The sequence below is a fragment of the Tissierellales bacterium genome (genome assembly GCA_035301805.1).
In the GTDB taxonomy this organism is placed as follows: Bacteria; Bacillota; Clostridia; order Tissierellales; family DATGTQ01; genus DATGTQ01.
In genome coordinates, this window is the sequence record DATGTQ010000152.1 from 23,431 (window position 1) to 46,953 (window position 23,523).

The window sequence follows — 23,523 nt, forward strand, 5'->3', positions numbered from 1 at the left end:
CATTTATCTTTAGGTTTTTGCCTATGATGGCCAGACTTTTACATCTAAACTGCTAAGTTATATTTTTTAATTTTAATTACTTCAAATCTTATTATGTTGCGACGCATTTTACTAAAATTATGAACTAAAAAATACCGTATATTCTTTTGAATAATACGGTATTTTTATTAATTTATATTTAATTTTCTCTTCTTAATATATTAAATTTACTCATAGAAATTTATCTGTTTCTAAAGCCAGATAAAGTAAAATTCCTTATACAAAAGAATAACCATCAAAAGCTTTCAAACCTTCCTCATTTAATAGTTCACCTACAACAATTGTCTGATGTGGACTTCTTTCAAACACTTCTTTGCATGGAATCATAATATTACCCCCTGCAATTTCTGCTAATTGTTCATGTGAGACACTATATACCAATTTTCCAAGTTTAGACCAAACCATAGCACTTGAACACATAGCACATGGCTCACAACTTGAATATAGTATATATTTACTTAAATCATTTACTTTGTTTTCTAAACAAAATTTACGAATCAATCCAATTTCAGCATGATGTGTAGGATCAGAAATTGAATTAATTTGATTTTCTCCACTCATCACAATTTCATTATCCTTTACTAATACGGCTCCAAATGGTTCATTTCCCTGTTCTCTTGCCTTTAAAGATAGTTCAATTGCTTTTTTAATAAAATATTCATCATTCTTTATCATAATAGCCTCCATTATAAAAATCAGACTGATATTTATATTTTAGTGTAAAAAATAATAGATAAATATCATTACATAATAATATAAAACAAATCATATTTCAATAAATATTTAATTTTTTACTAAAATGATAACCTAATTATATACTGCATTATTCAATTTTCAAAGGTCATTTAGTTCGCAATTTTAAACTATGACGAACTCATTTAGTTCGTCATTTACTAATATTACGTATCAACCTGACCTTATACTGTTATCATTTTCTCAACTATACAAATTTAAATTTGCAGCTACAGTATACAATAGTGAGGAATGATATCTTCATATGTTCCATCTTTCATCAGAAATCCATTAGTAATAACTCCTAATTTAGTAAATCCAAGCTTTTCATATAGTCGAAGTGCATATTCATTTGACTTAACTACTGCATTAAATTGTAAAATCTTAAAGTTTAATTCTTTTGCCTTGTTCATACTATGAATAACAAGTTTTTCACCAATACGATGACCACGCATACATTTTTTTACTGCATAACTTGCGTTAGAAATATGGCCACATCGTCCAACGTTATTAGGATGAAGTATATATAGACCAACAATTTCTTTTCTGTCTATATCATAGGCAACACCAGTAAAGGATTGTTTTGAAAAGAAATCATCCCCACTGCTCTCCGTTAATAAATTCATCTGTGGAAAAGCAATACCATCTTGAACAACCTCATTCCATATATAAATTATTTCTACAATATCTTCTTTATCATATGCTTTTATTTCAATATTCATATATATCTACCCCCCCAAAAATAACTTTTATGTCGCACTTTTAAACTGATACCTCGTAGCTGACAGTGATTATAATATAAATATACCATATAATTATAAATTCTTAAAGAATTAAATCCCTGCTTTTCATACACTGCTTACAACAATTATCTACTAATTACTCTAAGCAATACATGAAATATATTTGTTAAAGTTCCTGAAAGCCTTGATTTTATAATACATATTACACCTATCACTATTATGACACGTTCCCATGTAACCATTACGGCGTATATATTTTTTCATCACTATTACTTAACTTTGCCAAAATACTTCCAATAGCTCCTTCTAATCCGTAGCTTACAGTACCTGCATTAGCATCATCCTATGCAATAATTATATCATCTTTATTTACTATAATATATTTTTCACTAGGCATACAATATTTAATATTCTAATCATTCCTTAAATGTTCTATTTGAATATATGGTATACTGCCTTCTTTTTTTACTTCAAGTTCTATAACCTTTTTTCCTTTTCTAATATTATAATAATCCCCTAATCGTATACTCTTAATTGTCATAATATCACTTTCCCTCTACCATTCTTTCCAATTCACCTAATCCATCCCTTATCTCTACTTCTAGACCTTTTATCTCCTCTAATATTACCCCTGGTTCTTCATTTCCATATAATTCTTTAATGAACGGAAATACCTCTTCTGAAACTATTTGATACACTTTTCTGCCTCATAATTTTGAAATTAACTCTATCTTAAATATTGCCTGTCATCTGGAAATATTCTTTTAAATTCTATACCTAAAACCTGGGATTCCTTTTCTTTTTTAGTTTCTAAATTATCTAATCCTCTTATAAATAATAGATATGTAATTTATCAATAACTGAAAGGGGATTGGTAACTCCTCCAGTCCAAAATACCTCCCATATTCTATCAACTTTATTTCTAGTATCTCCTTCTAACATTAGATTCCTCCTAAACTAGTCTATTTCTTACTTTAGTATATTTATCTATATATATTTTATAGTAATTAGGGATCATTGCAAGATTGGTAAGATTTTTTGGTTTTTGGAGGGTATTGAGAGTTGGTGGGAATTTTTTACGGAAAAATTAAAAGCTCTTCTGGATATAGATAATTATTGGCGAACCCAGCAAAAACCAAACTATCCGGAAAATACTTTTTAACAATACTTTCATACTTTCCAACAACTATAGGTTCCATCACATAACCTACATACCCATCCTCATAAGTTACCGAACCATCTTCTTCATATGTTCTCACTAAAGCAAATACTCTATCATCATTCTCCCTATCCTTCGGATATGCTAACATATGTTCTCTTCCTGGATTTCCCCACCATGCAAAATCAATGGAATCTACTTCAAATTCTTCACCATATTTATCTTCTAAATAATCAAGCATTTCTTCTAGAACTTCTTCTTTCGTTGGTAAACCTTTCTTTTCTTCTTTCTTTTTCATAGTACAACCACTTAAGATTAAAGTTAATAATAGCAGTAATAATAATATTCTTTTCATCTACTTTATCTCCTAACTTTTCAAATAAAATAGTCTACCTTTTTAAATTATAAACTCCCCATGTGGTATCTCATTAGACTTATTACTTTAAAACCCCTGATAATTTTTTGTAATTCTAATCAAAGTCAGGTATATTATGAGTTTTTACGACATAATCCGATTTGTTCCTATACTGTATATATATGTATGTTTAATTTATTATACCCTATTATTATACTGGCCTCAACTGTATATTATATATTATGATAAAATATTGATTTTACTTAATTTTATCCAAAAACAAAAAGGGTTTCACCCCAATTTATCGAATTAATTAAGTGTGAACAAAAATCATCCGAGAAGAATGAAACCCCTTAATATGTATATTTGAGAAACAACTCTATTTCCTTTGAGGAATTTATAGAATTCCAACAAGAAACTAATTTAGAATTCATTTTATCTCAAATTGATGTCTTAAAACTTGCTAATGTTCTGAGAAAACCTAGTAATTCTAAAGGCTCGAAGGACCATGAACCTGAATGATTAATATATTCTTTAATATATTCTTTAATATATTCTTTAATCTTTTCTGTTGCATAATATCACTCTAATTTATATTTTCTTATATTATAGGATATAAAATAACTAGCTATTATACTACAGCCAGTCAATTATATCCTATAATATATATTTTTTAACATCTTCTAGGCTTTCATATTCAAATATACCATCGATTATAATTTCTAAAGTTACGGCATCTAGTTTTGATATTCCTATCTTAAGTTCTTCCGGTAAAACTCCAAACTTTTTAGTTAATAATTTTATCACAGCCTTTTCAAGAGCTTTCGTTTTTCCTTTTTCTATTCCTTTTTCCATTCCTTTTTCCATTCCCTTTTCTATTCCTTCTTTTCTAAGTATTTCAGCTAAAGTCATAACCCGCTCACTCCCTTCTGGATAGGTATTTTCAATCTTTTGAACTATCTTATTAATATCTTTTTTGGATACGTCTTTGCCAGCACTAAAAATATATCTCATAAGTATTTCAAAATATTCTATTCCCATTTGTTTATCTTCTAGTTCTTGTAGATATTCTATTGATTTTAAAATAGATTTAAACAATTCTTCACTATCTTTTGTAAATATATCCCTCTCTTTATTTATATCTACCTTGAAAAGTAAATCTGAAAAGCCTTCTTGAAGTTCTTTGTTTATAAAACTATCTTTTTGGGGCTCTATTGTGTCTAAATCTATGATTTGCATAATGCTTTCTGGTAAATAGTTACTTAAAAAGTTCTTTGCTACTTCTATATCCCCAAAGGTTTCCTTAAAAACTTATCGTGTGGACTTTGTATTTTCATCTCATCACCTACCTACTTTTATTAGACCTTATAATTTGGTAGTGTCACATAGAATTTATAGTTTTAAATTTTTCTCTCAAATCCATAGCATCAAATATTTATAATATTCCTGGTATCTCTTTAATTTAATCCTAATATTTTTTGATTTTCATTTCCGTCTACTATTGACTCGTTTTTAATAATAATCACAATATGATCTGTGCCCTATATTAATATTTTTTAGATAAATCCGTATAATATTCTTCACTCTTTCAAGGAATTTCCCCTTCATTTTACTACCCTCTAAATTCCCTAACCATCATTCATCTTTTTCTGCAAGTTTATTTTTAGAGATATGGTAACGCTGAAAAGAAATAAGTAATATATTTATTAATATTAATGGTATAAAGATACTGGATAAAAGCTTATTTCCTTTACCTACTACTATTATTATAAAGAACAAGGCTAATGATAAATAACTTATTTTAAGCTTATTAGAAACTGCATTTGACCATAAAAGTATATTTAAAGGTAAAGTAAACATCCCTATAACAGCTGGAATCCAACCTAATAGTAATGTACCTAATCCATACTCATAGGTACCTTCTAATTCTTGCAATCCCGAAGGACTATATATATCTGCAGTTGCCCTAAACAACATAAATGTAATTATAGTCACTACAATTGCTAAGATAAAACCACAAATAATCTGTATAATTTCTGATGCACTCCAGTTCTCTTTATCTGGAATAGGTTTCTTTATCACCATTGTATCACCGCTCTTTCAATATAATAGTTATTAACTAAATAATTAATTATCTTTGTTATAGCTTATATTCTATAAATACTGTAAATATTCCTCTAATTCTTCGTAATGGGGCTTTTATAACTTTATTAATTTCATACATAATAGTTTATTCCCTATTTTATAAACTTACTGGTCTATATCAATAAGTCTATTGTGCTTCAATTTATATTTTTTGCCAGTAATATATGGATATTAACAATGATTCTTAATATATTTTACATTGTAGGAATATATGTTATACTAATTAACATACTAAATACAGGGAGTGATTCTTTGAATATTTCTGGCAAGACCCCTCTTATGCGGGCCAAAAAGTTAGAGCAATATCTAGGGGTTAAAAAAATTTACTTAAAACTTGAAGGTTCAAATCCATACGGGCATAAATTTGATAGGATATCGGAGGTAATAATTAAGGATGCTATAAATCAAAACAAGGATAAAATCCTCGTTAACGGTTCAAATGACTACATCAATTCTATTATTCATTTTGCTGAAAAAGAAAATATTGAAGTAAATATTCCATATTTTAAAGGAGAGGATTGGAAGCTTCCTTTGTTTCCCCAGGAATCTTTAGTTGATTTCAGTAAAAGTGACACAAGCCATATGTATAAGCTAGTTGGCGGTTACTGTAATGAGCATAATATGTATAATGCATCTAATGGATATAGAAATAGAAATCTTAGTGTCATTGCATTACAACAATTAGGAGAAGAAATATCAGACAAACTTGGAAATAATATATCAACAGTATTTACTCAGCTTAGTTATGGATACACTGTAGCCAGCCTTTATAATGGCTTTGTAAACAAATGGGCACATGGTCATATTAACAAATATCCTAAAATATTTTCTTGTACTATTCCTAAAGGCAATGCTATCTTTGACGATTATAAAAAAAATATGGGAATCGATGGTTTAGAGAACTATAATATAGAAGTAAATAAATATACAAGGCATTTATTCACTGGAAAGGGTTCTCTTTTGGAAGACACTTTAAAAGCGATTCACGATACAGAAGGTAGAATAGTATCTGTAAATCAAGATCTCTTAAAGGAAAGTGCTAAAGTTTTAAGAGAACAAGAAAATATTATTTTGTCAACAGAAGAAGCTTATTCTTTTGCTGGTTTTTATAAGCTGGCAAAGGAAGGTAAGATTAAAAATGGTAAACATGCAATTATTTTAAATGATGGCAAAAGTGACTTACAATTATATAGGGTAAAAGATTTTGAAAAATATCCTAAAGAAGAAATCTCTAAATGGATTAAAGAATGGCTTCTAGATTATTCAGATCCATTAAAAGAAACTTTAGATGCCGTAAATACTGCAGTAGATACGGGTTTTATACTCTTGGCACTTCGGAATAATATTCCACAAGGGGTTTGTGTTGTAGTTCATTCTGGATTTAAAGACTTTATTCCCACTTACCACCTTGCATATATAGTAACTAAAAAAGGTAATAAAGGACGGGGTATTGCTACAGAATTAATTAATGAGATGATAGAACTTACTAATGGTAATCTATCACTACATGTAGATTTCGATAATAAAAGAGCTATTAGCTTATACGAAAAATTAGGTTTTGAAACTAAATATGCTAGAATGATATATTCTGAGGAATAATATAAAAAGGAACTACTTCAAATAAACAATCAATAAAAAAAGGGGTCTAGAAGCTATTTAGCTTAGACCTCTTTTTTAGTATGACAAATCTATCATGAGAAATTATACTAAATTTAATCATGAAGCAAAAATCAAAAAAATGCAACTATCTTTTAGTTATAAAACAACCCCATAGTATAATTTATATGGTGCATATCAAGAGGACACTATAATTTCTTTAAATTGCTTATAAAATAATATTCCTGTCACTGTCTAGCCCTATTAAGTTTCTCCATTTTTTCTAATCTTTTCTCCATACTGAAAACTCTTTTAAAAAATTTTTCATTACCTCCCCTTCCTAATCTTTTAATCTTTCCCTTCTGTGGTTTCACTAGATATTTCCCATAGGTATAAAGATGCAACTGAACAATAAGGTGAATATTTGATTCTATATATCTCAAATTCCTTTTTTGATAGTTCTGTTAATTTATATAATTTCATTATCCCCTTTCGAATACCTAAATCTTTATAACTAAGTATATTAGGCCTTTGCAACGAATGTATAAGTAACATCTCGGCCGTCCACTCTCCTACACCCTTGAGTGAAGTCAATTCTTTAATCACTTCATCATCTGTCATGCTATGAAGATTTTCAAAATCTACTGTCTTATTAATAGCTACTTCGGCTATTCCCCTAATATAACTCGCTTTTCTTAAAGACATTCCACATTTTTGTATAGATTCCAATTCAATTTTATTTATATTTTGTGGAATAATCTCTCCAATCAGTTCTATAAGTCTATTTTTCACCGTAATTGCTGCCTTAGTAGATATTTGTTGACTTATTATACTTGAAATAAGTGCTGAAAATATATCTGGCTCTACTTCTCTTTTTACCATACCTATCCTATCTATTTCTTTCCCAAGCTTTTTATCCTTCTTTTTTAAATATTCTATTTCTTTGTTCGTATATTTAAAATATTTCATAACAACCTCTTCTTTCATTGTTAATGTCCATCTACTGCGCTAATTAACTTACAGACAAGATATTTCCATTGGTTCCTTTCCGATTCAACTAAAGCTTTTTGGAGAGCTGATTCATAAGGAAGATCACCTACATCAGCAAGATAATTATATGGAGACTGTAAGTCCAATGGATGGAAAACACCCTTAGAAGGATATCTAATCATATAATCATAACACTCCTTTTTTATACCTTTTATTATAACTTTATAAGTCGAACTCACTATAACTAAAAATACCTCCTATTTACTTACCGAGAGCCTTTTTTCCATAACATGAATTGTCCAATTTGTTTCAGGTTTTATGCTACTTTTTACAGTTTTGACAGTTATAAAGCCCATTTCTTGCCAGAACCTCAACCCCTTTATATTTTCTTGTACAACTCCTAATCTAATCCTTTCATAACCTTCATCCATAGCTATTCTTTCAATATATTTATAAATCTCACTTCCAATTCCCCTATTATGCTTTTTACCATCTACAAGAAAAAGTCCAATATAAAGAACATCTTGGTCTGGATAATTTTCGATATAGTCTATCACTCCTATTGGATTACCATTTTCCGTAATGAGGCAGAAACATTTTTGATCTGTGCTCGTATTAGGCGGTACTTCGGTCATATCCTTCAATATAGCATCCATAGATGCATCTTCTTGAGATACTATTTGAAAATACTCATTATTAGATTTATATATATTTAAAACAGGCGATAAGTCATCTGAAGACTGTAATGGTTTGATTTGATAGTCCATATATTATACTCTCCTTTTATTTATAACATAACATTATTTTATTATACTAAACTTCAGCAATAAAGTCTTATCCAAGTTATTTATCTTTATTATAAAATAAATCACAAGTATATTATACAAACATATTCCTTTATGATATACATTGTCTACAATAGGCTTTCTTATATAAATAAAAGCACCTTCGTAAAATGGCTATATATTAATGAGTTAGGCTTCCCCCTAACTCATTAATTATTTTATATTATATTTATATATTGTCTTATCGTAACTTTTATTATATCTAATTCTATGAACATCTAGTACCAACTTTTCTCCAGTTCCTTTAAATTTAATAGTTCTAGTATAATTTACTTTGGTGCTATCTCCATCTACTAATTTTTCATAATCTCCTGGAATGGTTTCATCTGCTCCTATTTGTTTTCCATCTATATCTAAGAGCGCTTTACTCAATGTTAAATTTTCATCTGTAGTTATATTTATATAGGTATTTCCCTTTGACTCATAAACTTCGTTAATTCTAATATCCTGCTCTAATATTTTGACACTTTTATTAATCTTTCCTTTCTCCATTTCTATAGTTTTATTAACCTCATAGTTTCCTCCAAATGATTTTGATTTTATTTCAATATTCTTTGTATCTTGGGGTAGTGCATCATAAGACATATTAAATCGGCTACCTTTTATATCTGTACTCACACCCGAACTTTGCAAATCAACTTCCTTCCCATCAGCTATTAGTATTAGTTCTATATTTTCAGGCATAAATCTTTGTCCTGTAATTTGGTCTATTCCTAGCTCAACTATATTTTGAATTTGTCCCTTTACAACTGTAGTTGTTGGCGATGCTATTAATGATCTAACTTTTAGTTTTCTTTGATTCGCATCAATAACTTTATTAATAGGGATTTTTAGGTTATGATCCATTTCATCTCAGTACCATCTTCATTTATTTCTCCATACCCACCATATTTATAAGTGGTTCCAAATAATCCTTCTAATTGATGAATTTCTAAATCTAAATACGCATCTTCCACGTTACCTGAAGGATCTTTTATAGTATGGAATAAGATTAAATTATTATCATCTAACATTACGCCATCTAATGTGACCTTATTCCATTTTTAAATGTATAAGATTATCTATAATTTGTCCCCTTCCTAACTCATTTAACTCTTGTAAGGTTCCATTCATCACATTATCATATCCAATTAATCCCTTTGCATAATAGGCCAAGGTATTTGCATTGTATCCTATAAGAAGTGCTAGAATAATTAATACTGCAATCTTTCCTTTGATATTAAAACTTCTTTTTTTATTAGGTATACTATCTAAGGTAGCTCTCAACCTTACTTCCATATTTTCTGGTATATATAAATTATCTAATTCCTTTTTGCCATCAGTTAGTAGCTTTTCAATATTAGCCATTTACATCATCCTCCCCATAAATCCTCTTTAAATTTCTCATAGCCGCATTTATCCTTGATTTCACTGTACCAAGAGGAATTTTAAGTATTTCTCCTATGGTCTTATAATCAAGGTCAAGTAAGTATCTTAATCTAATTACCTCCTGATGCTTAGAACTTAACATAGATAAGTATTTTTCTAAAACTACCTTATTTTCAGGATTATGATATGCTTCATAGCTACCTTCTTCTTTTACTTCTTCTAAGGAAACAATTTTTTCTTTTCAATATATTTTTGCAGGAATTAACTAATATTGTCTTACTCCAACTATAAAAAGCAGTATCTTTCTTAAGTTTGTGTATATTTTCATATAGGATGACTATCATGTCTTGTATTGCATCTAAAGCATCATTTTCATTTTTCATATAAACATAGGCTAATTTATAATAATCTGTTTTTTGAGCCATGACTAACTTAAGTAAAGCTTCTTTATCTCCATTTTTTGCTTGTTTTATTAGCAGTTCTTCTTTCACTTTCCCACCCCTATCTATATATAAGAGTATTTGACTATTAAAAAAGTTCATTTATATTATTACATATTTTAATATAAATGAACCAATTGGAAAATTATATTATAAAATCCCTAGAAAGAGGTAAAAGGTGTAAACTTTCTTTATTTATAAAATACTAATTATCTAGGACTTGAACTGCTAGATAAAAGAATCATATTACTCCCATAGTTTAAAATAACATTAGTTCCAAATCTTGATAATAAAAAGCGGTAAGATATTAAACCTACCGCCAATTTAGCTTTATAATATTCAGTTTCTATTCTCATATTGTCTATCGTCCTATTAGAAATAATGGTCTAATCAATGAAATATAATATTTAATCACTAAAAACTATTTCTAAACATGCTAAATGCTTCATTATTTCTTTATAGTTAAAACACCAGAGCAGTAGGATAGCTTCTCAAAATCAACTTTTAAATCTGGTAATAGCTTCATTATTTCATCGGCTATAAGATAATGTTCAGTATCATCCCACAAGTCCTTATCTTTTTCTTTTGCCATTATCATTTCGTATTTATTTTTAAAAGAAACATCTCCAAATACAATAACTCCATCGCCTTTTAAATATTGTAATATTTCATTAATACAGCTTATTTTTTGTTCATCTGTTAGGTGATGAATAGCATATGTGCTAATAACTGAATCAAACATCACTCCATCTAATTCTTTAGGAAGACCTTTTGTAAAATCAAATTGTATCAACTTTGCTTCTGGCATCTTCTTCTGTGAAATTTGAACCATCTTCTTTGAAAAATCAATTCCATAGATTTTATTACCATTATCATATAATCGCTTTGTTAATGTACCTGTTCCGAAACCAATATCCAAAATTACTCCTTTATGTTTATGAACTTTATTGTAAACAGTATTTAGCACTTCTTCATAGGCTGCAAAAGGATATTGATTATTTTGCTCCGATATCTCTACATCTTTATCATAACCTTCTGACCATAGATCAAATCCTCTACTATCCAATAGTTTAGCAGATGAGTCCCCTGACATATCTTTACGCATTAGTACAGAACCATATTCATCCTGTCCATCAAATTTAAAGCCTTGTTTCTCCCAAAAATTTTTATTTCTATTATTATATACATTTAAAGCAAAATATCTAGCTCCCCGCTTTATTTCTTTTTCACTAATTTCTTGGAAAGCTTTTGTTCCTAGTCCTTGATTTCTATATTGAGAAAGAATACAGAAATCAATTATAAAGCATTTCCCATCTTCAGAGAAATAAGTACAATAAGATGCAAAACCTATTATATTATCATCCTTTATAAAGAAGACCGGATTGGCTGTATCTTGTTTTCTTCGGAATAATTTTTCCATGTGGTTACAATATTCATCCAAAAAAAACCATCCTTTATCCTCTTCACTTCTAAGTTCTCCTAATTCACAATTTGGAATTATATCTTCAAGCATATATTGATCCCTTATCTCCCAAAACTTAGATAATTCTTCCTCTGATTTAATCCTTTTAATTATAATTTTATCTGTCATTTTACCCTCCATTTATTTTATTGGAGGCTAATTTTGAGTGATACCTCCATTCACTTTTAATATTATTGTTATATTCTTTTTCATAAAGCACCACTCCTTTTCGATTTATTTATATTAAAACGCTATTGCGATTTAATCATAATTCCTATAATACTTGCAATTTGGATAAAACCTTAAAATTTAACTTCCTTTATTATTAGTATATATAGAATTTTATTTTGTGTCTATGTTTATATATCAACACCAAGTCTATCTAACCTTTAAATAATGTTATACCCTATCAATACTTTTCCAATTACTTCTAAACTTTAGAAATCTTTTCTCAAATAGACCATATCAATAAGTTGAACCCCATTTTCGAAAATAGGCTGACCGTAGTTATCAGTAGAAAAGTTTTAACTCTATGTGAAATTTTAAATCCACAATGCTCATAAAAAGGAATAGTAAAAGGACTATCTCCTGTGCCTACAAACACAGTTTTACATATATCACCATAATAATCAAAAATATAATTCATAAGAGCTTTTCCATAGCCCTGCCCTTGATATTTTTCATAAGTTGCAATATTCTTCAATTCATATATTCCTTCATCTTCTTTTGTCACCACACAAATGCTTTTCAAGTCTTCATCATATAGAGCAAAAACATCTCCACGCTCCAAATATTTATCAATCATATCTTCTTGTTCATCTGCTAGCAGCAGCAAATCAAGAAATTGTTTCTTGTCACTTAAAATTCTTTTTATCTTCATTGCTATACCTCACAAAATATAAATCGGCTTTGTTTAAAAATCTTTTTCATTACATATTTTTTTCAATATTATATCATTAGAATCATCTAGAAATACCACTTTTTTTAAAAAAGGAAATATTTGAAAAAAGTCTATTTTACTTTATATTCTATGAAAGGCTTTCGTAGAATTATTAATAATATAAGTTAAAATTAACGCTTACATATAATAAATAAATTCTTAGAACAATTCATCTAATAAAATATAATATTTAATTTTCTCTCAATCTAGTTAATCAAAGTAATTTAAAACTTATATATTAGCATTACGGAGCATTATATAAAACGGCATATTCAGTGATTTATGAGTAACAGTTTGATGAAAAGTAAACCCAGCCTTCCTATATAGTTTTATTGCTCTTTCGTTAAACTGAGCAACAGATAGTCGAAAATTTGCCTTATGTCCCAATAAATTTGATTCAGCAAATGCAAATCCTGCATATAAAAAATCAAGACCTAAACCTTTTCCACAAAGTTCTGGTTTCATACCCAATCCTATGTCCAATGCGGTATCTGAAAATATGAAACCTTCACAAGTGGTAATACGTGCACTACTTCCAAAACAGAAATAACCAATTAATTCTTCTTGCTTATTAAAAACAGAATAGTAGCTTTCTTCTAAAAGCTCTTTGACTGTTTCATCATTATCATCAAAGTTATAAAAATCATAAGGGCTTGGATATTGCCATTTAGCTATTTCTCCAGCATGTACCTCGTCAAGAAATATAATTTTATATTCGCCATATATGCTTGTTATAGTTTTATTTGACATTTATCTATAAATACCTCCACAAAATATATTGTTAACCTTTATTGCTCTAAGTTTAGAATAATAAACAATTCTCTGATTCACTAAATTTATATTTAACTAATTTATATTATATATAAATATTAAGATCAATCCAACAACATTGAATTTTTTACTCAAAATTCCTATTCATTTAACATTACTCTTTAATCTGTAATTTAGTTTAGATAATTCTCCAGTTCAGCTTTTCATTCATTAACAAAGGCACCAAGATTTTTATCTCAGTGCCTTTGGATTTTTTTATAGTACTAGGTGCAATGGACCGATTTCTCACTAAAACATTAAAAATCATCATCTTAACAGTTATTTTTACATTCTTCGTTAATATGAAAATAAAAATTGTCCATTAGCAGATTCTTATTCTATTTCAGTAAATTTATAATAGTATTATAAACAACTTTTGGTGCTACATTGAGGAATAATCTTTTTCTAACCTTTCTGTGAATTTGTGAGCATCTTTTCCAAAAGGTCCTATATTAACTACTGGAAGATTTAGCTTTTGTAAATCTTCAATAGGCAATTTATATTTCACTCCAAATCCAGGCATATTATTCTTAAGAGATTCAACAGCTTCTTTTTCTCTTGGAGCAGCTACATAGCTTAAATCAGAAATATATGGATAAAATTTCTTTACTTCGATATCATAATTAGAGTCAATATTTTTAACTGTTTTCTTAACTGCATTTAAAAGATTCTCCTCTAATTTGGATTTTCCTTCTACATATATGTGTGGATAATATGGTGGTGAGAAGAAGACTATAACTACTGGTTTTTTATCAGACCACATATTATGAACTTCTTTTACTATTTTCAATGCAAAATCTCTATCATCTATATTGGGATCAGCCAATAGTTTATTATTTAAATCTCTTATTACTTTATCAACCTCTACTCCTCTTTCTTCCTTTACTTTCTTGTATAGTTCATCATAGGGCATAACCCTAGATTTCCAAGGTAGTTTTTCATATAAAAAATTATTTAGATGGCAATATTTCTTGTATTCTTTATTTAAATTGTCAATTACATTTTGAAAAGCTAAATCTGCTCCTTTTACTACCTTTTCCATAACTCCATCTGGAGTACTTATATGAGTTCCATAGTTAAAGTAAAGATAACTAGTTTTCGCTGTTTGTACTGAATACTCCGGCTTTAAATCTTGTTGTCTTAAAGTAATAGGTGGTACAGTAACCTCTCCTTCAGCCTCATCACAATATTTAGTATTGAAATCAATTTCACTAGTTATAGCTGAAGATATTAAATTAGGATCTATTCCTTTAAAAGGATCTCCCCCATGAGTTTCTGCTCCAGCTATATAGGAAGTAGGCATTAGTTTCCCTACAGTACCTAAATATACATATCTGGTGTTATCATTTTCATATCTTGGAGCACTATAATCTGTATCAATTACTGCTAAGTATTCTAAGTTCTCTTTTTTCTTCAATTTAACTAACTCTGGAACTACTGAAAGCATGCCACCAGAATTCCTCTCTTCGTCACATACCGCTGCAAACACAATATTACCTTCAAAGTTTTCTATATCATCAGAGATTTGCTCTACTAAAGTCATAAGAGTGGCTACCCCACATTTCATATCAAATATACCTCTGCCAAATAAATATTCTCCTGATTTTAGATCTTTCACTACATATTCAGAAAGGGATCTTTCTTTAAACTTTTCTGCTAATTCTAAAGGTTTAGTAGCATATTTTTTCAAATCACCATAATCAGAAATTCCCACAGTATCTATATGACCTATTAGAATAACTGTCTTATTGCTACTTCCTTTTTCTCATTTTACCATAGCCATTACACTTTTTCTTTCTAAAGGATCATCTATTACATCTACATACTTAACATATTGTGGATACTTTTTAAAATAACCCATTTCTATAAATTTTTCATAAACTTTATCAGCCACATTGTTTTCTTCTTTAGTTCCTACAATTCCCCTTATATTTGTTAATTCCAATGTGGGTTTTTCAATTTTTTCATGCATGTCATTACCTCCTCGTATATTTAATACACCTATTCAGAAAAAATTACAAGACTTGAAATTTTTCTCTCTTCAGTACATGTGATTAATATTTTAATTTATAAATTTTTTTGTTAAACTTACAGTATATTTATCATATCTATTTTTATCCTTTATCTATTTATTTTATCTATCAATAATATCTTAAACTATCCCATAGGACTATCTAATATATTCTAGAACCTTACAACCTATTAAATAGGTTATCACTCCAATTATGTAAACTAAACCTAAGATGTTCTTCATCTAGTATATTTAAAAAAGCATATGAAAATTCTTTTAAAATACATTAGAAAAGTACTTTGTTGACAAGGAAACAAAAACGCGATATAATAAATATGTTTCCTAGGAAACATTAATGATAAGGAGGAAAGTAGATGAAAAAAACTGAGGTTTTCTTGTCAAACCTAACAGAATTATATGAAAAACGGGACCTACTAAATAAATTAATAGAAAATAAAAAACTTATTGAAAACTATAGTATCTCAGAGATCCATTGTATAGATTCTATAGGTAAGATAAAAGATCCTAATGTTACTAAATTAGCAATTTCTCTAAATATGACAAAGGGGGCTATAAGTAAAATAACTAAAAAACTTAACGCACAAAAAATAATTACAAAGTATACAAAGGCTGATAATAAAAAAGAATTTTATTTTAAATTAACTAAAGATGGTAAAAAAGTCTATACAAAGCATGAATTATTACACAATAAATCTAAAGAAAAATATATAGATATCCTTAATAAGTTTGATGACAATGAAAAAGATGTGATAATTAAATTTTTAGAAATAATTGTAGAGCATTTGGAAAATGAAATAAAGGAGGTAAATATAAATGAAAATTGATTTAACAGTTCCAATTAATAAAAGAGCCTGGAATAAAATAATAGACAGAACTTCTACTGATAAGAGTTTCAATAAATTTGGGCATATAGGTACTCACTTCGATTTAATGGACAAAAAGTTTAATCTAGAAAATTTCATAAGACCTGGAAAAATATTTGATGTAAGTAGTATTAAAAATAGAGATATTGAAACAAGTGATATCAATACAAAAGAAATATTGGAAAAGGATTTTGTTATATTTTATACAGAGCATTTAAAAGAGAACTCCTATGGGACAGATAATTATTTCCAAACTTATCCCAACTTATCAAAAAAACTAGTGAAATTTTTAATCAAGAAAAAAGTCAGCTTAATTGGCATAGATACACCGGGAATAAGGCAGGCAAAAGAACATCGTGAAATTGACCAGTATTGTGCGGATAATAATGTCTTTATTGTAGAGAACCTAAATAACTTGGATTTATTATTAAAAGAAACAAAAGATAGAGAATTTTTACTATACACCTTCCCTATAAATCTAGAAGATGTATCTGGACTACCATGTAGAGTAATAGCTGAGATTTAAGAAGTAATAATATACTTTTCCTATATGATCAAATATTTTAAAAAATACCACTAACTTTTAAATAGAAAGTTAATGATAAAAAGTTTGTCATTTAAGATTTTTAAATGATTTTAATCACCTTGCATGGCGGTGCAAGGTGATTATCTTTTTCCCTTAATTAACATTAGAATTAAAAGGATTTATATAATAGATATAGAAGTATAGTAAATAACAGTGATTTATATTAAGTTTAACACTATATTTAAGGAGGTCTTTTTTATGTTTAAAGAAGTTAATTTTAACGATTATTCTAAGGAAGCCCTTGACCAAATAAATAAGGGAGCTTTTCTCACTGTAAAAAGTAATGATGAAATAAACACTATGACTATAGGTTGGGGAAATATTGGCATCATATGGAGTATGCCTATATTTACAGTAGCTGTTAGATATTCCAGACATACCTATGACCTATTGGAAAATACTGATGAATTTACGGTAAGCATTCCCATTGAAGCAGATATGAGAAAAGAATTAACTTATTGTGGAACTAAATCTGGAAAAAATGTGAACAAAATTAAGGAATGCAGTATAAATTTAAAAGATGGGATAAATGTAAATACACCTATAATTGAAGACTGCGAATTATATTATGAATGTAAAATAGTTTATAAGCAAGCTATGGAACCTGGAACTTTAGATAATAATATTAAAGAGGAATATTATTTTAATAATGATTATCACGTTTTATACTATGGAAAAATAGTTAATTGCTATGTACAAGGATAATATATGTGAACTACCACCACTTATAGAAGTGGTGGCTTCATGCTTCCTAAAACATAGCCTAACACTAGGTCTTATGCGTTCTCCACAGGCTTGACTTTGGGCAGTACCTGCCCTAGATTCCGACATTATCGGTTTCTTTTGTACCTTGGATATTTTACACATAGATGGGATAAGTCCATAGCTTGGTTATCGCATTTTTAGGACATTTATAATTTCTCTATGTAACCCTATATACCCAATTATCAAAGAACTTTCATGGTATTGTTTTGTCATGTTTGCAAGATGCTGGCAATTCATCTCCCACTTATAGAAGATGTAAGAATTCTTGCAAGTCTAGGTTAAATAATTCCTTCCCAATATCCACCATCCAAATATCTAAAAAATTAATGCCTAACCCTTTTTTTCTATATGCAGGGACCCATCCTCTTGTATTTCTGCATAGAATACATCTCCAACGGAATATATTCCTTGTGCTTTCAATTTTTCATAAAGCCAGGTCTCATCTAATCCTAATTCTTCTAAATTTCTTTTTATTAGATTTCCATCAGTTATAATTTCAGTTGGTACATATAGACGAGTCTTTTCTCTTTCTTGCTTCTTTAAAACACTTAGTTTCCCATTAGGTTCTAAAATAGCATAATCAACTTCCTTAATAGAAAACATATCTTTATCTCTAAGTAACATAGTTAAATCATCTAAATTTAATCCAGTTTCTTTTAAAGCTTTTTTTAAAATTATACCATTCTTTATAACTATCGTTGGTTCACCTGCCAATATTGTTTGTGCTTTAGGTAATTTAAGTGTTAATAAACTTACTAAAAATGTTAATATCGTCCACCAAATTAAATTAATCATATCATTTAAATAATGATTGCCTTTATTAAGAACAGTATTAGCTACAAGGGATCCTATAGTAATACCGGTAATATAGTTAAAAAAGGTCAATTGGCTTAATTACTTCTTCCCAAGAGTTCTAGTAAGTATTAATAAGACAAAAAATGTTAATGTTGTTTTTGATATGGTCTCAAAAAAATCCATAACTTAATAAATCCCTCCATAGTATTAGATATAATATTCCATAATATATAAGTATATATTCTAGCTACTATGGAGTATTTTCTATTAATCAACCTTTGTAAAACCACCTTGATTTAAAGTTCTCATATTTGCTACATCAAGAAATTTTCCCTCTTCATAATAAAAACTAAAATATGATGTCATTTTTGCACCTGAATTCAGGACATCTCCTCCATCTACAATGCACTCTTCATTACATAAAATTAAGTAGTAGCAATTATCTTCGTTCATTATTTCATTCCTATTAAACAGTTCATAAATTTTTTCTTCTGTTATATCATACTATGGAAAATCTTGTGCAACCTTTCGATAGCAGCCCGCCCATTATATACTTCATAAGTTCCAGAATAATAATTATTTGTCTTATCATCGGGAACTTGATGCCATTTAAAAGTTCCATCATCTTCTCATTCTAAAAGGGAACCATCCCCTGCTATCCAGCCTTCTCCAAAAATATCATCCTTATTTTTTCTTTCTTACATCCAACTAATATAACTAATAATAAAATACTACACAGAACTAAAGTTAACTTTCTTTTCATAACGTCCCCCATTTTTTTATAAATTCTTATTATCTAACCTTTTATATACTCATCCCTTAGAATTGAATAACAATATTCATCATAGACTTTGCCATTATATATTTTACTTGAATATCTTAAAGTTCCTTCAAATTTAAACCCACATTTTTCTATAACTCGCTTAGAACGCTTATTAAAAGGATAATGATAACAGGAAACTAATTCTACTTTTTCATCATTAAACAAATACTCTAAAACCTTATTTACTGCTTCTGGAACTAAACCTTGTCCCCAATAATCTTGACAAAGAACATATCCTATCATTTTTGCATTAATATCCCTACGTTTATCATCCTCATGAGCACCAATTGAACCAATTGCCTTTCCAGTTTCCTTATCCACTATTGCCCAAACCTCATCACCTTCAATAAAGTTTTCCAATATAGCCAAGCTTTCCTCTTTAGACTCATGAGGCTTCCATCCAGCATTAGGCCCTACGTCTGGATCCTTTGCATATTCAAAAAAATCATCAATATCTTCTAGTCCCCATGCCCTTAAAATTAATCTTTCTGTTTCTAATACTTTCAAACTAATCATCCCTTCTCATAATAGTGTTACTCTTCTGATAAACCATTAAAATCTTAGGAAGTATTCACCCATCCTAAATAAAACAGGTAATATAATTAGAGATATTAAACCAACAATAATAGTAGCTATAACTAACCCTAAGTAACTAATAATTTCCTTATTAATTGAATATATGATAATCAAGCTACCTATTGGCATTAATAAAAGTATTCCAGTTATTAAACCTGGACAATATTTCTTAAATTGGATTGTTAGTGCCAAGTGAGGAAAAATAACATTAAACATCATTACTCCAATAAAACCAAAATATAAATATTTAAAGACTGAAACTTCTGGTAAAAATACAAAACAAAGAGTAATTAAGTAAGCGAAAGATAATGTTACAATAGTTGTAAAAATAGATCCATCTTTATTCATAGGCTTACTACTTTTTTTAAAAGAATTTGCCCACTCTGTTAACCATAATGATTCCTCTATATTATGTAACGTAAGTATTAGTGGAAATAGTAAAAATAAGTTCAATAATTCAAACATATTAATCTCCTCTCCTAAATATTCCCCTACATCTTCTTCACCTTAATGTCTATTAATAAAAACATTACATATAAATACACTTTAAAACATCATGGTATGTATATTCAACAAATAACTTCATTTTCCTTTATTATTATACAAATTAATATATAAAAAGACTACCTCTTGAATTTATTCCAAGAGGTAATCTTCATACTTGGCTTCATCAATAACTTTTCTATCTTGCTAATTCGTTATAGAATGCTATTATACTATAAATTTTGTTCTTTCTATCTAAACTTTAGCTCCCTCTAGTTGAAGCAAAAATTTTTTAACAGATATTCTATTACCAACAAATCCTACTAAACTACTATTTTTGCCTACGCCCTATGGCAAGGATAACTATAGGCAATTGATTAGCTCTACTGGCTTCTCCTACTGCTCTTACAGCTTTAAGATTTCCTATAGTTTCTGCAACTTGTGAATAATTTCTAACCTCTTCAGAGGATATTTGTCTTAAAGCCCTCCAAACTTTTTTCTAAATTCCGTTCCCCCTATAGACAAAGGTAGCTGAAATTCTTTTCCCTTTTTATTAAAATATTCATCTAATTGTACTATTACATCTTTACAAACTTCTTTATTTAATTTAATATCTTTATTTTCTTGTATATATTTTCCCAATCCTCTTCAAAAAGAATTATCTTTTTAATCCCTATTTCATCTACTACTACATGGATAAGTCCTATAGCTGAATTATAATTATCGTATCTAACTCCTATAAAAATCATCCTTCCTTTTCTATTGCATACTTAAACTATATTCCATAAATATTATTAAAATCCTTAAAAAAATCTTTACAATCTTACAATTATGTTAAAATATAAAATATTTATTGAATTTTACTAATAATATATATATATGATGATAAATGTACTTAAATATTATAAGGGGCTGTAGTTATGGTTATGATAATAAGTTTACAAGCTAAACAAAACTTTATAAATTCAGTTGAAATAACACGGCCTATGTTTAATTTTTTATTGCCATTACCGGTAAAGTAGAAACTGGGATAGCCTCTGATATAAAAAATTACTGGAACTCTTAATGAAGATATTCAAATAGAAGATTCTGTAGATGTAATAAATAAATATGGAGATCTCTTCAACTCTAGAAGAAATACATGGCCTGAAATAAAAAGTGAAATAGAATTTAAAAATGTATCTTTTGCTTATAAAAATGGAGAGACAGTTTTAGAAAATTTTTACCTTTATGTAAGTTCTGGAGAAACTATTGCTCTAATTGGTGAAACAGATTCTGGAAAAGGCACTATAGTGAATTTACTTTGTAGGTTTTATGAGCATACGAAGGGAGATTCTTTATAGATAATTTTAATTATAAAAATATACCTCGAGTTGGATTCATGAAAATTTAGAATATGTTCTTCAATCTCCTCATCTTTTTAGTGGCACTATTAAAGATAATATTCAATATGGAAATTTGGATGCTAGTGAATTAGATGTAGTTAGAGCAAGTAAACTTGTAAATGCCCATGACTTTATTGTAAAACTTCATATTTGAATATTAAACAAAAAAGTCTTATTAAACCCTATTATATTGCTAGGCTTAATAAGATTTTTATAAATATCCCCTATTTAACGTATAGCTTTTAATTTAGCTATATCATAAGCATTTTTAGTTGTTAGCACCTCCATTGTACTTAAATCACTCCTAAGTTCTACTAATTCATCATGTACAGACTGAATTTCTGTATGGAGTTCATCCGCTAATATATTTATATCATCCTTAGTTGCAAGATTCTTTAAGTCATCCTTAGTTGCAAAGTCCTTTAAGTCTTCCTTAGTTGCAAAGTCCTTCAAGTCTTCCTTAGTTGCAAAGTCCTTTAAGTCTTCCTTAGTTGCAAAGTCCTTTAAGTCTTCCTTAGTTGCAAAGTCCTTCAAATCTTCCTTAGTTGCCATAGTTTCTTTTATGTCTTTCATCTCTGTCTGCATACTTTGAACCTCTAAATATAGTTTCTCTAATAAACCGTACATCTTTTCAGACACCTAGGACTCACCTCCGATATGTTACTATTTAGATTATATCATTTATTTATTACTTGAATCAATAAATAATTTCTTTTTATATATTACTATGAACAATATTTCCATCTATAATTACTGTCTTAGGTGATGTATAATAATCTAGTGGTTCTCCATCCCAAATTACTATATCTGCGTCTTTGCCTACTTCTATACTTCCTATTCTATCCCCAATGCCTACCATATTAGCTGCATTAATAGTCATAGCCTCCAGGCCTTTCTTTCTAGATAATCCTTTTTTATGCATCATTATAGTTTGCACCATAGCCATACTTATATCTACTGTAGGATGCCCTGTAGAAATACAAAAATCCAAACCATTCTCCTCCATTATTGATGCTATTATTGTATCTCTATTTCTTATTTCATGTTCTCTTTTCCCACCATAAGCAGGACCTACAACAAACTTCGTATTAAACTCTTGTAATTCCTCTGCTATTAAATAGGCTTCACTGCATTTATCTATTGTATAATTTAAATTAAATTCTTCACCTAATCTTATAGCTGTAACTATATCATAGGCTTGATGAGCTGTGAACTTCACTAGCATTCCATCATATATTCTCATTAAAGAATGTAGCTTTATATCAAATTTCGGATGGTTCCCCAACTTATATTGCCTATGATATTCTTTAGCTTTAATAAAAGCTTCCCTAATCATAGCCGCTGAAGCCATTCTAGTTTTAGGCATCATATCTTTATTCCCATAGGTTTTTTTTGGCGAATTTCCTAAAGTTACTTTTAAACCTATTTCATCTTCTATTGCCATTTCTTCAATAGTCTTACCATAAGTTTTAAAAGCTGCAAAGGTACCTCCAATTAAATTAGAATTCCCAGGACCTGATACTACTGTAGTCACTCCTGATTCCCTTGCCACCTTAATTCCTTCATCAGTAGGATTTATTGCATCTATTGC

Annotated in this window: 33 protein-coding genes and 1 pseudogene; 5 read left to right on the top strand and 29 right to left on the bottom strand. The window is 28.7% G+C overall.

The features are described from left to right. Positions 1–255 precede the first annotated feature (255 nt). The 7 genes from VK071_07660 to VK071_07690 all read right to left on the bottom strand — a co-directional run bounded on the left by VK071_07660 (position 256) and on the right by VK071_07690 (position 5,113). Positions 256–714 (bottom strand): nucleoside deaminase, encoded by a 459-nt coding sequence (locus VK071_07660; protein ID HLR35185.1) that lies wholly within the window; start codon positions 712–714, stop codon positions 256–258. Positions 715–1,001: 287 nt separating this feature from the next. Further along, positions 1,002–1,493: a GNAT family N-acetyltransferase gene (locus VK071_07665; protein ID HLR35186.1), complete on the bottom strand. Its 492-nt coding sequence runs from the start codon at positions 1,491–1,493 to the stop codon at positions 1,002–1,004. A gap of 433 nt (positions 1,494–1,926) precedes the next feature. After that, positions 1,927–2,055, bottom strand: coding sequence for a hypothetical protein (locus tag VK071_07670; GenBank protein HLR35187.1), 129 nt, complete (start codon positions 2,053–2,055; stop codon positions 1,927–1,929). A gap of 4 nt (positions 2,056–2,059) precedes the next feature. Further along, positions 2,060–2,212 (bottom strand): hypothetical protein, encoded by a 153-nt coding sequence (locus tag VK071_07675; protein ID HLR35188.1) that lies wholly within the window; start codon positions 2,210–2,212, stop codon positions 2,060–2,062. Positions 2,213–2,590: 378 nt separating this feature from the next. Next, a complete protein-coding gene (locus tag VK071_07680) occupies positions 2,591–3,028 on the bottom strand; it encodes a hypothetical protein (GenBank protein HLR35189.1) in 438 nt (145 codons plus the stop codon). 657 nt (positions 3,029–3,685) lie between these two features. Further along, positions 3,686–4,315, bottom strand: coding sequence for an Rpn family recombination-promoting nuclease/putative transposase (locus tag VK071_07685; protein HLR35190.1), 630 nt, complete (start codon positions 4,313–4,315; stop codon positions 3,686–3,688). Positions 4,316–4,663: 348 nt separating this feature from the next. After that, positions 4,664–5,113: a hypothetical protein gene (locus tag VK071_07690; GenBank protein HLR35191.1), complete on the bottom strand. Its 450-nt coding sequence runs from the start codon at positions 5,111–5,113 to the stop codon at positions 4,664–4,666. Between the two features lie 312 nt (positions 5,114–5,425). Here VK071_07690 and VK071_07695 point away from each other — a divergent pair, with 312 nt between their 5' ends. Continuing rightward, positions 5,426–6,772 (top strand): pyridoxal-phosphate dependent enzyme, encoded by a 1,347-nt coding sequence (locus VK071_07695; protein ID HLR35192.1) that lies wholly within the window; start codon positions 5,426–5,428, stop codon positions 6,770–6,772. Positions 6,773–7,117: 345 nt separating this feature from the next. Here VK071_07695 and VK071_07700 read toward each other — a convergent pair whose 3' ends face one another. The 14 genes and pseudogenes from VK071_07700 to VK071_07765 form a co-directional block, all read right to left on the bottom strand. Further along, complete coding sequence (locus VK071_07700; GenBank protein HLR35193.1) at positions 7,118–7,738, bottom strand: hypothetical protein; 621 nt, start codon at positions 7,736–7,738, stop codon at positions 7,118–7,120. A 20-nt stretch (positions 7,739–7,758) separates the two neighbouring features. After that, positions 7,759–7,998 (bottom strand): hypothetical protein, encoded by a 240-nt coding sequence (locus VK071_07705; GenBank protein HLR35194.1) that lies wholly within the window; start codon positions 7,996–7,998, stop codon positions 7,759–7,761. 18 nt (positions 7,999–8,016) lie between these two features. Further along, positions 8,017–8,526 carry a GNAT family N-acetyltransferase gene (locus VK071_07710; GenBank protein HLR35195.1) on the bottom strand — a complete coding sequence of 170 codons (510 nt, stop codon included), beginning with the start codon at positions 8,524–8,526 and terminating at the stop codon, positions 8,017–8,019. A 231-nt stretch (positions 8,527–8,757) separates the two neighbouring features. Beyond that, positions 8,758–9,450, bottom strand: a complete 693-nt coding sequence (locus VK071_07715) for a hypothetical protein (GenBank protein ID HLR35196.1) — start codon at positions 9,448–9,450, stop codon at positions 8,758–8,760. Next, on the bottom strand, positions 9,435–9,617 hold the full coding sequence (locus tag VK071_07720) for a hypothetical protein (protein ID HLR35197.1): 183 nt from the start codon (positions 9,615–9,617) through the stop codon (positions 9,435–9,437). Before VK071_07720 ends, VK071_07715 begins: the two co-directional genes overlap by 16 nt. A 19-nt stretch (positions 9,618–9,636) precedes the next feature. After that, positions 9,637–9,951 carry a hypothetical protein gene (locus VK071_07725; protein HLR35198.1) on the bottom strand — a complete coding sequence of 105 codons (315 nt, stop codon included), beginning with the start codon at positions 9,949–9,951 and terminating at the stop codon, positions 9,637–9,639. Beyond that, a complete protein-coding gene (locus tag VK071_07730) occupies positions 9,944–10,114 on the bottom strand; it encodes a sigma factor-like helix-turn-helix DNA-binding protein (GenBank protein HLR35199.1) in 171 nt (56 codons plus the stop codon). The genes VK071_07725 and VK071_07730 overlap by 8 nt, the downstream gene beginning before the upstream one ends. 55 nt (positions 10,115–10,169) lie before the next feature. Beyond that, entirely contained in the window at positions 10,170–10,463 is a 294-nt protein-coding gene (locus VK071_07735; GenBank protein ID HLR35200.1) for a sigma factor, read from the bottom strand. A gap of 158 nt (positions 10,464–10,621) precedes the next feature. Further along, the gene (locus VK071_07740) at positions 10,622–10,768 is read right to left on the bottom strand and encodes a hypothetical protein (protein ID HLR35201.1); all 147 of its coding nucleotides are present in this window, start codon (positions 10,766–10,768) and stop codon (positions 10,622–10,624) included. Between the two features lie 92 nt (positions 10,769–10,860). Continuing rightward, positions 10,861–12,003, bottom strand: a complete 1,143-nt coding sequence (locus VK071_07745; GenBank protein ID HLR35202.1) for a GNAT family N-acetyltransferase — start codon at positions 12,001–12,003, stop codon at positions 10,861–10,863. A gap of 322 nt (positions 12,004–12,325) precedes the next feature. Beyond that, entirely contained in the window at positions 12,326–12,754 is a 429-nt protein-coding gene (locus VK071_07750) for a GNAT family N-acetyltransferase (protein ID HLR35203.1), read from the bottom strand. A 291-nt stretch (positions 12,755–13,045) separates the two neighbouring features. Next, positions 13,046–13,564: a GNAT family N-acetyltransferase gene (locus tag VK071_07755; protein HLR35204.1), complete on the bottom strand. Its 519-nt coding sequence runs from the start codon at positions 13,562–13,564 to the stop codon at positions 13,046–13,048. A 442-nt stretch (positions 13,565–14,006) separates the two neighbouring features. Further along, positions 14,007–15,371 (bottom strand): annotated as a pseudogene (locus VK071_07760) (M20/M25/M40 family metallo-hydrolase). 18 nt (positions 15,372–15,389) lie between these two features. Beyond that, complete coding sequence (locus VK071_07765; GenBank protein HLR35205.1) at positions 15,390–15,596, bottom strand: hypothetical protein; 207 nt, start codon at positions 15,594–15,596, stop codon at positions 15,390–15,392. Between the two features lie 413 nt (positions 15,597–16,009). On the opposite strand from VK071_07765, the gene VK071_07770 reads away from it, so the two are divergent. The 3 genes from VK071_07770 to VK071_07780 all read left to right on the top strand — a co-directional run bounded on the left by VK071_07770 (position 16,010) and on the right by VK071_07780 (position 17,810). Then, positions 16,010–16,480 (top strand): MarR family transcriptional regulator, encoded by a 471-nt coding sequence (locus VK071_07770; protein HLR35206.1) that lies wholly within the window; start codon positions 16,010–16,012, stop codon positions 16,478–16,480. Beyond that, the gene (locus VK071_07775) at positions 16,470–17,045 is read left to right on the top strand and encodes a cyclase family protein (protein ID HLR35207.1); all 576 of its coding nucleotides are present in this window, start codon (positions 16,470–16,472) and stop codon (positions 17,043–17,045) included. Before VK071_07770 ends, VK071_07775 begins: the two co-directional genes overlap by 11 nt. 258 nt (positions 17,046–17,303) lie before the next feature. Beyond that, positions 17,304–17,810 (top strand): flavin reductase family protein, encoded by a 507-nt coding sequence (locus VK071_07780; protein HLR35208.1) that lies wholly within the window; start codon positions 17,304–17,306, stop codon positions 17,808–17,810. A 390-nt stretch (positions 17,811–18,200) separates the two neighbouring features. Here the strand turns inward: VK071_07780 and VK071_07785 are convergent, their stop codons facing one another. The 6 genes from VK071_07785 to VK071_07810 form a co-directional block, all read right to left on the bottom strand. After that, positions 18,201–18,755 (bottom strand): DUF421 domain-containing protein, encoded by a 555-nt coding sequence (locus VK071_07785; protein ID HLR35209.1) that lies wholly within the window; start codon positions 18,753–18,755, stop codon positions 18,201–18,203. Between the two features lie 177 nt (positions 18,756–18,932). Continuing rightward, a complete protein-coding gene (locus tag VK071_07790; GenBank protein ID HLR35210.1) occupies positions 18,933–19,118 on the bottom strand; it encodes a hypothetical protein in 186 nt (61 codons plus the stop codon). Positions 19,119–19,461: 343 nt separating this feature from the next. Further along, on the bottom strand, positions 19,462–19,995 hold the full coding sequence (locus tag VK071_07795; GenBank protein HLR35211.1) for a GNAT family protein: 534 nt from the start codon (positions 19,993–19,995) through the stop codon (positions 19,462–19,464). A 45-nt stretch (positions 19,996–20,040) separates the two neighbouring features. Then, a complete protein-coding gene (locus VK071_07800; protein ID HLR35212.1) occupies positions 20,041–20,529 on the bottom strand; it encodes an HXXEE domain-containing protein in 489 nt (162 codons plus the stop codon). A 495-nt stretch (positions 20,530–21,024) separates the two neighbouring features. Continuing rightward, positions 21,025–21,189, bottom strand: a complete 165-nt coding sequence (locus VK071_07805) for a hypothetical protein (protein HLR35213.1) — start codon at positions 21,187–21,189, stop codon at positions 21,025–21,027. Further along, positions 21,150–21,296 (bottom strand): hypothetical protein, encoded by a 147-nt coding sequence (locus VK071_07810; protein HLR35214.1) that lies wholly within the window; start codon positions 21,294–21,296, stop codon positions 21,150–21,152. The genes VK071_07805 and VK071_07810 overlap by 40 nt, the downstream gene beginning before the upstream one ends. A gap of 510 nt (positions 21,297–21,806) precedes the next feature. Between VK071_07810 and VK071_07815 the strand changes: the two genes are divergently transcribed. Next, positions 21,807–21,890, top strand: a complete 84-nt coding sequence (locus VK071_07815; GenBank protein HLR35215.1) for a hypothetical protein — start codon at positions 21,807–21,809, stop codon at positions 21,888–21,890. Between the two features lie 270 nt (positions 21,891–22,160). On the opposite strand, the gene VK071_07820 is transcribed toward VK071_07815, so the two are convergent. Further along, a complete protein-coding gene (locus VK071_07820; GenBank protein HLR35216.1) occupies positions 22,161–22,571 on the bottom strand; it encodes a hypothetical protein in 411 nt (136 codons plus the stop codon). A 76-nt stretch (positions 22,572–22,647) separates the two neighbouring features. Beyond that, the coding region (locus tag VK071_07825) for an amidohydrolase family protein (GenBank protein HLR35217.1) at positions 22,648–23,523 on the bottom strand (876 nt) is incomplete at its 5' end.

Coding starts and splice junctions, on each gene's coding strand:
- VK071_07660 (HLR35185.1), bottom strand. CDS start 714: ATGATAAAGAATGATGAATATTTTATTAAAAAAGCAATTGAACTATCT.
- VK071_07665 (HLR35186.1), bottom strand. CDS start 1,493: ATGAATATTGAAATAAAAGCATATGATAAAGAAGATATTGTAGAAATA.
- VK071_07670 (HLR35187.1), bottom strand. CDS start 2,055: ATGACAATTAAGAGTATACGATTAGGGGATTATTATAATATTAGAAAA.
- VK071_07680 (HLR35189.1), bottom strand. CDS start 3,028: ATGAAAAGAATATTATTATTACTGCTATTATTAACTTTAATCTTAAGT.
- VK071_07690 (HLR35191.1), bottom strand. CDS start 5,113: ATGGTGATAAAGAAACCTATTCCAGATAAAGAGAACTGGAGTGCATCA.
- VK071_07700 (HLR35193.1), bottom strand. CDS start 7,738: ATGAAATATTTTAAATATACGAACAAAGAAATAGAATATTTAAAAAAG.
- VK071_07710 (HLR35195.1), bottom strand. CDS start 8,526: ATGGACTATCAAATCAAACCATTACAGTCTTCAGATGACTTATCGCCT.
- VK071_07715 (HLR35196.1), bottom strand. CDS start 9,450: ATGGATCATAACCTAAAAATCCCTATTAATAAAGTTATTGATGCGAAT.
- VK071_07720 (HLR35197.1), bottom strand. CDS start 9,617: ATGTTAGATGATAATAATTTAATCTTATTCCATACTATAAAAGATCCT.
- VK071_07725 (HLR35198.1), bottom strand. CDS start 9,951: ATGGCTAATATTGAAAAGCTACTAACTGATGGCAAAAAGGAATTAGAT.
- VK071_07730 (HLR35199.1), bottom strand. CDS start 10,114: ATGTTAAGTTCTAAGCATCAGGAGGTAATTAGATTAAGATACTTACTT.
- VK071_07740 (HLR35201.1), bottom strand. CDS start 10,768: ATGAGAATAGAAACTGAATATTATAAAGCTAAATTGGCGGTAGGTTTA.
- VK071_07745 (HLR35202.1), bottom strand. CDS start 12,003: ATGACAGATAAAATTATAATTAAAAGGATTAAATCAGAGGAAGAATTA.
- VK071_07750 (HLR35203.1), bottom strand. CDS start 12,754: ATGAAGATAAAAAGAATTTTAAGTGACAAGAAACAATTTCTTGATTTG.
- VK071_07755 (HLR35204.1), bottom strand. CDS start 13,564: ATGTCAAATAAAACTATAACAAGCATATATGGCGAATATAAAATTATA.
- VK071_07765 (HLR35205.1), bottom strand. CDS start 15,596: ATGCATGAAAAAATTGAAAAACCCACATTGGAATTAACAAATATAAGG.
- VK071_07770 (HLR35206.1), top strand. CDS start 16,010: ATGAAAAAAACTGAGGTTTTCTTGTCAAACCTAACAGAATTATATGAA.
- VK071_07775 (HLR35207.1), top strand. CDS start 16,470: ATGAAAATTGATTTAACAGTTCCAATTAATAAAAGAGCCTGGAATAAA.
- VK071_07780 (HLR35208.1), top strand. CDS start 17,304: ATGTTTAAAGAAGTTAATTTTAACGATTATTCTAAGGAAGCCCTTGAC.
- VK071_07790 (HLR35210.1), bottom strand. CDS start 19,118: ATGAACGAAGATAATTGCTACTACTTAATTTTATGTAATGAAGAGTGC.
- VK071_07800 (HLR35212.1), bottom strand. CDS start 20,529: ATGTTTGAATTATTGAACTTATTTTTACTATTTCCACTAATACTTACG.
- VK071_07810 (HLR35214.1), bottom strand. CDS start 21,296: ATGATTTTTATAGGAGTTAGATACGATAATTATAATTCAGCTATAGGA.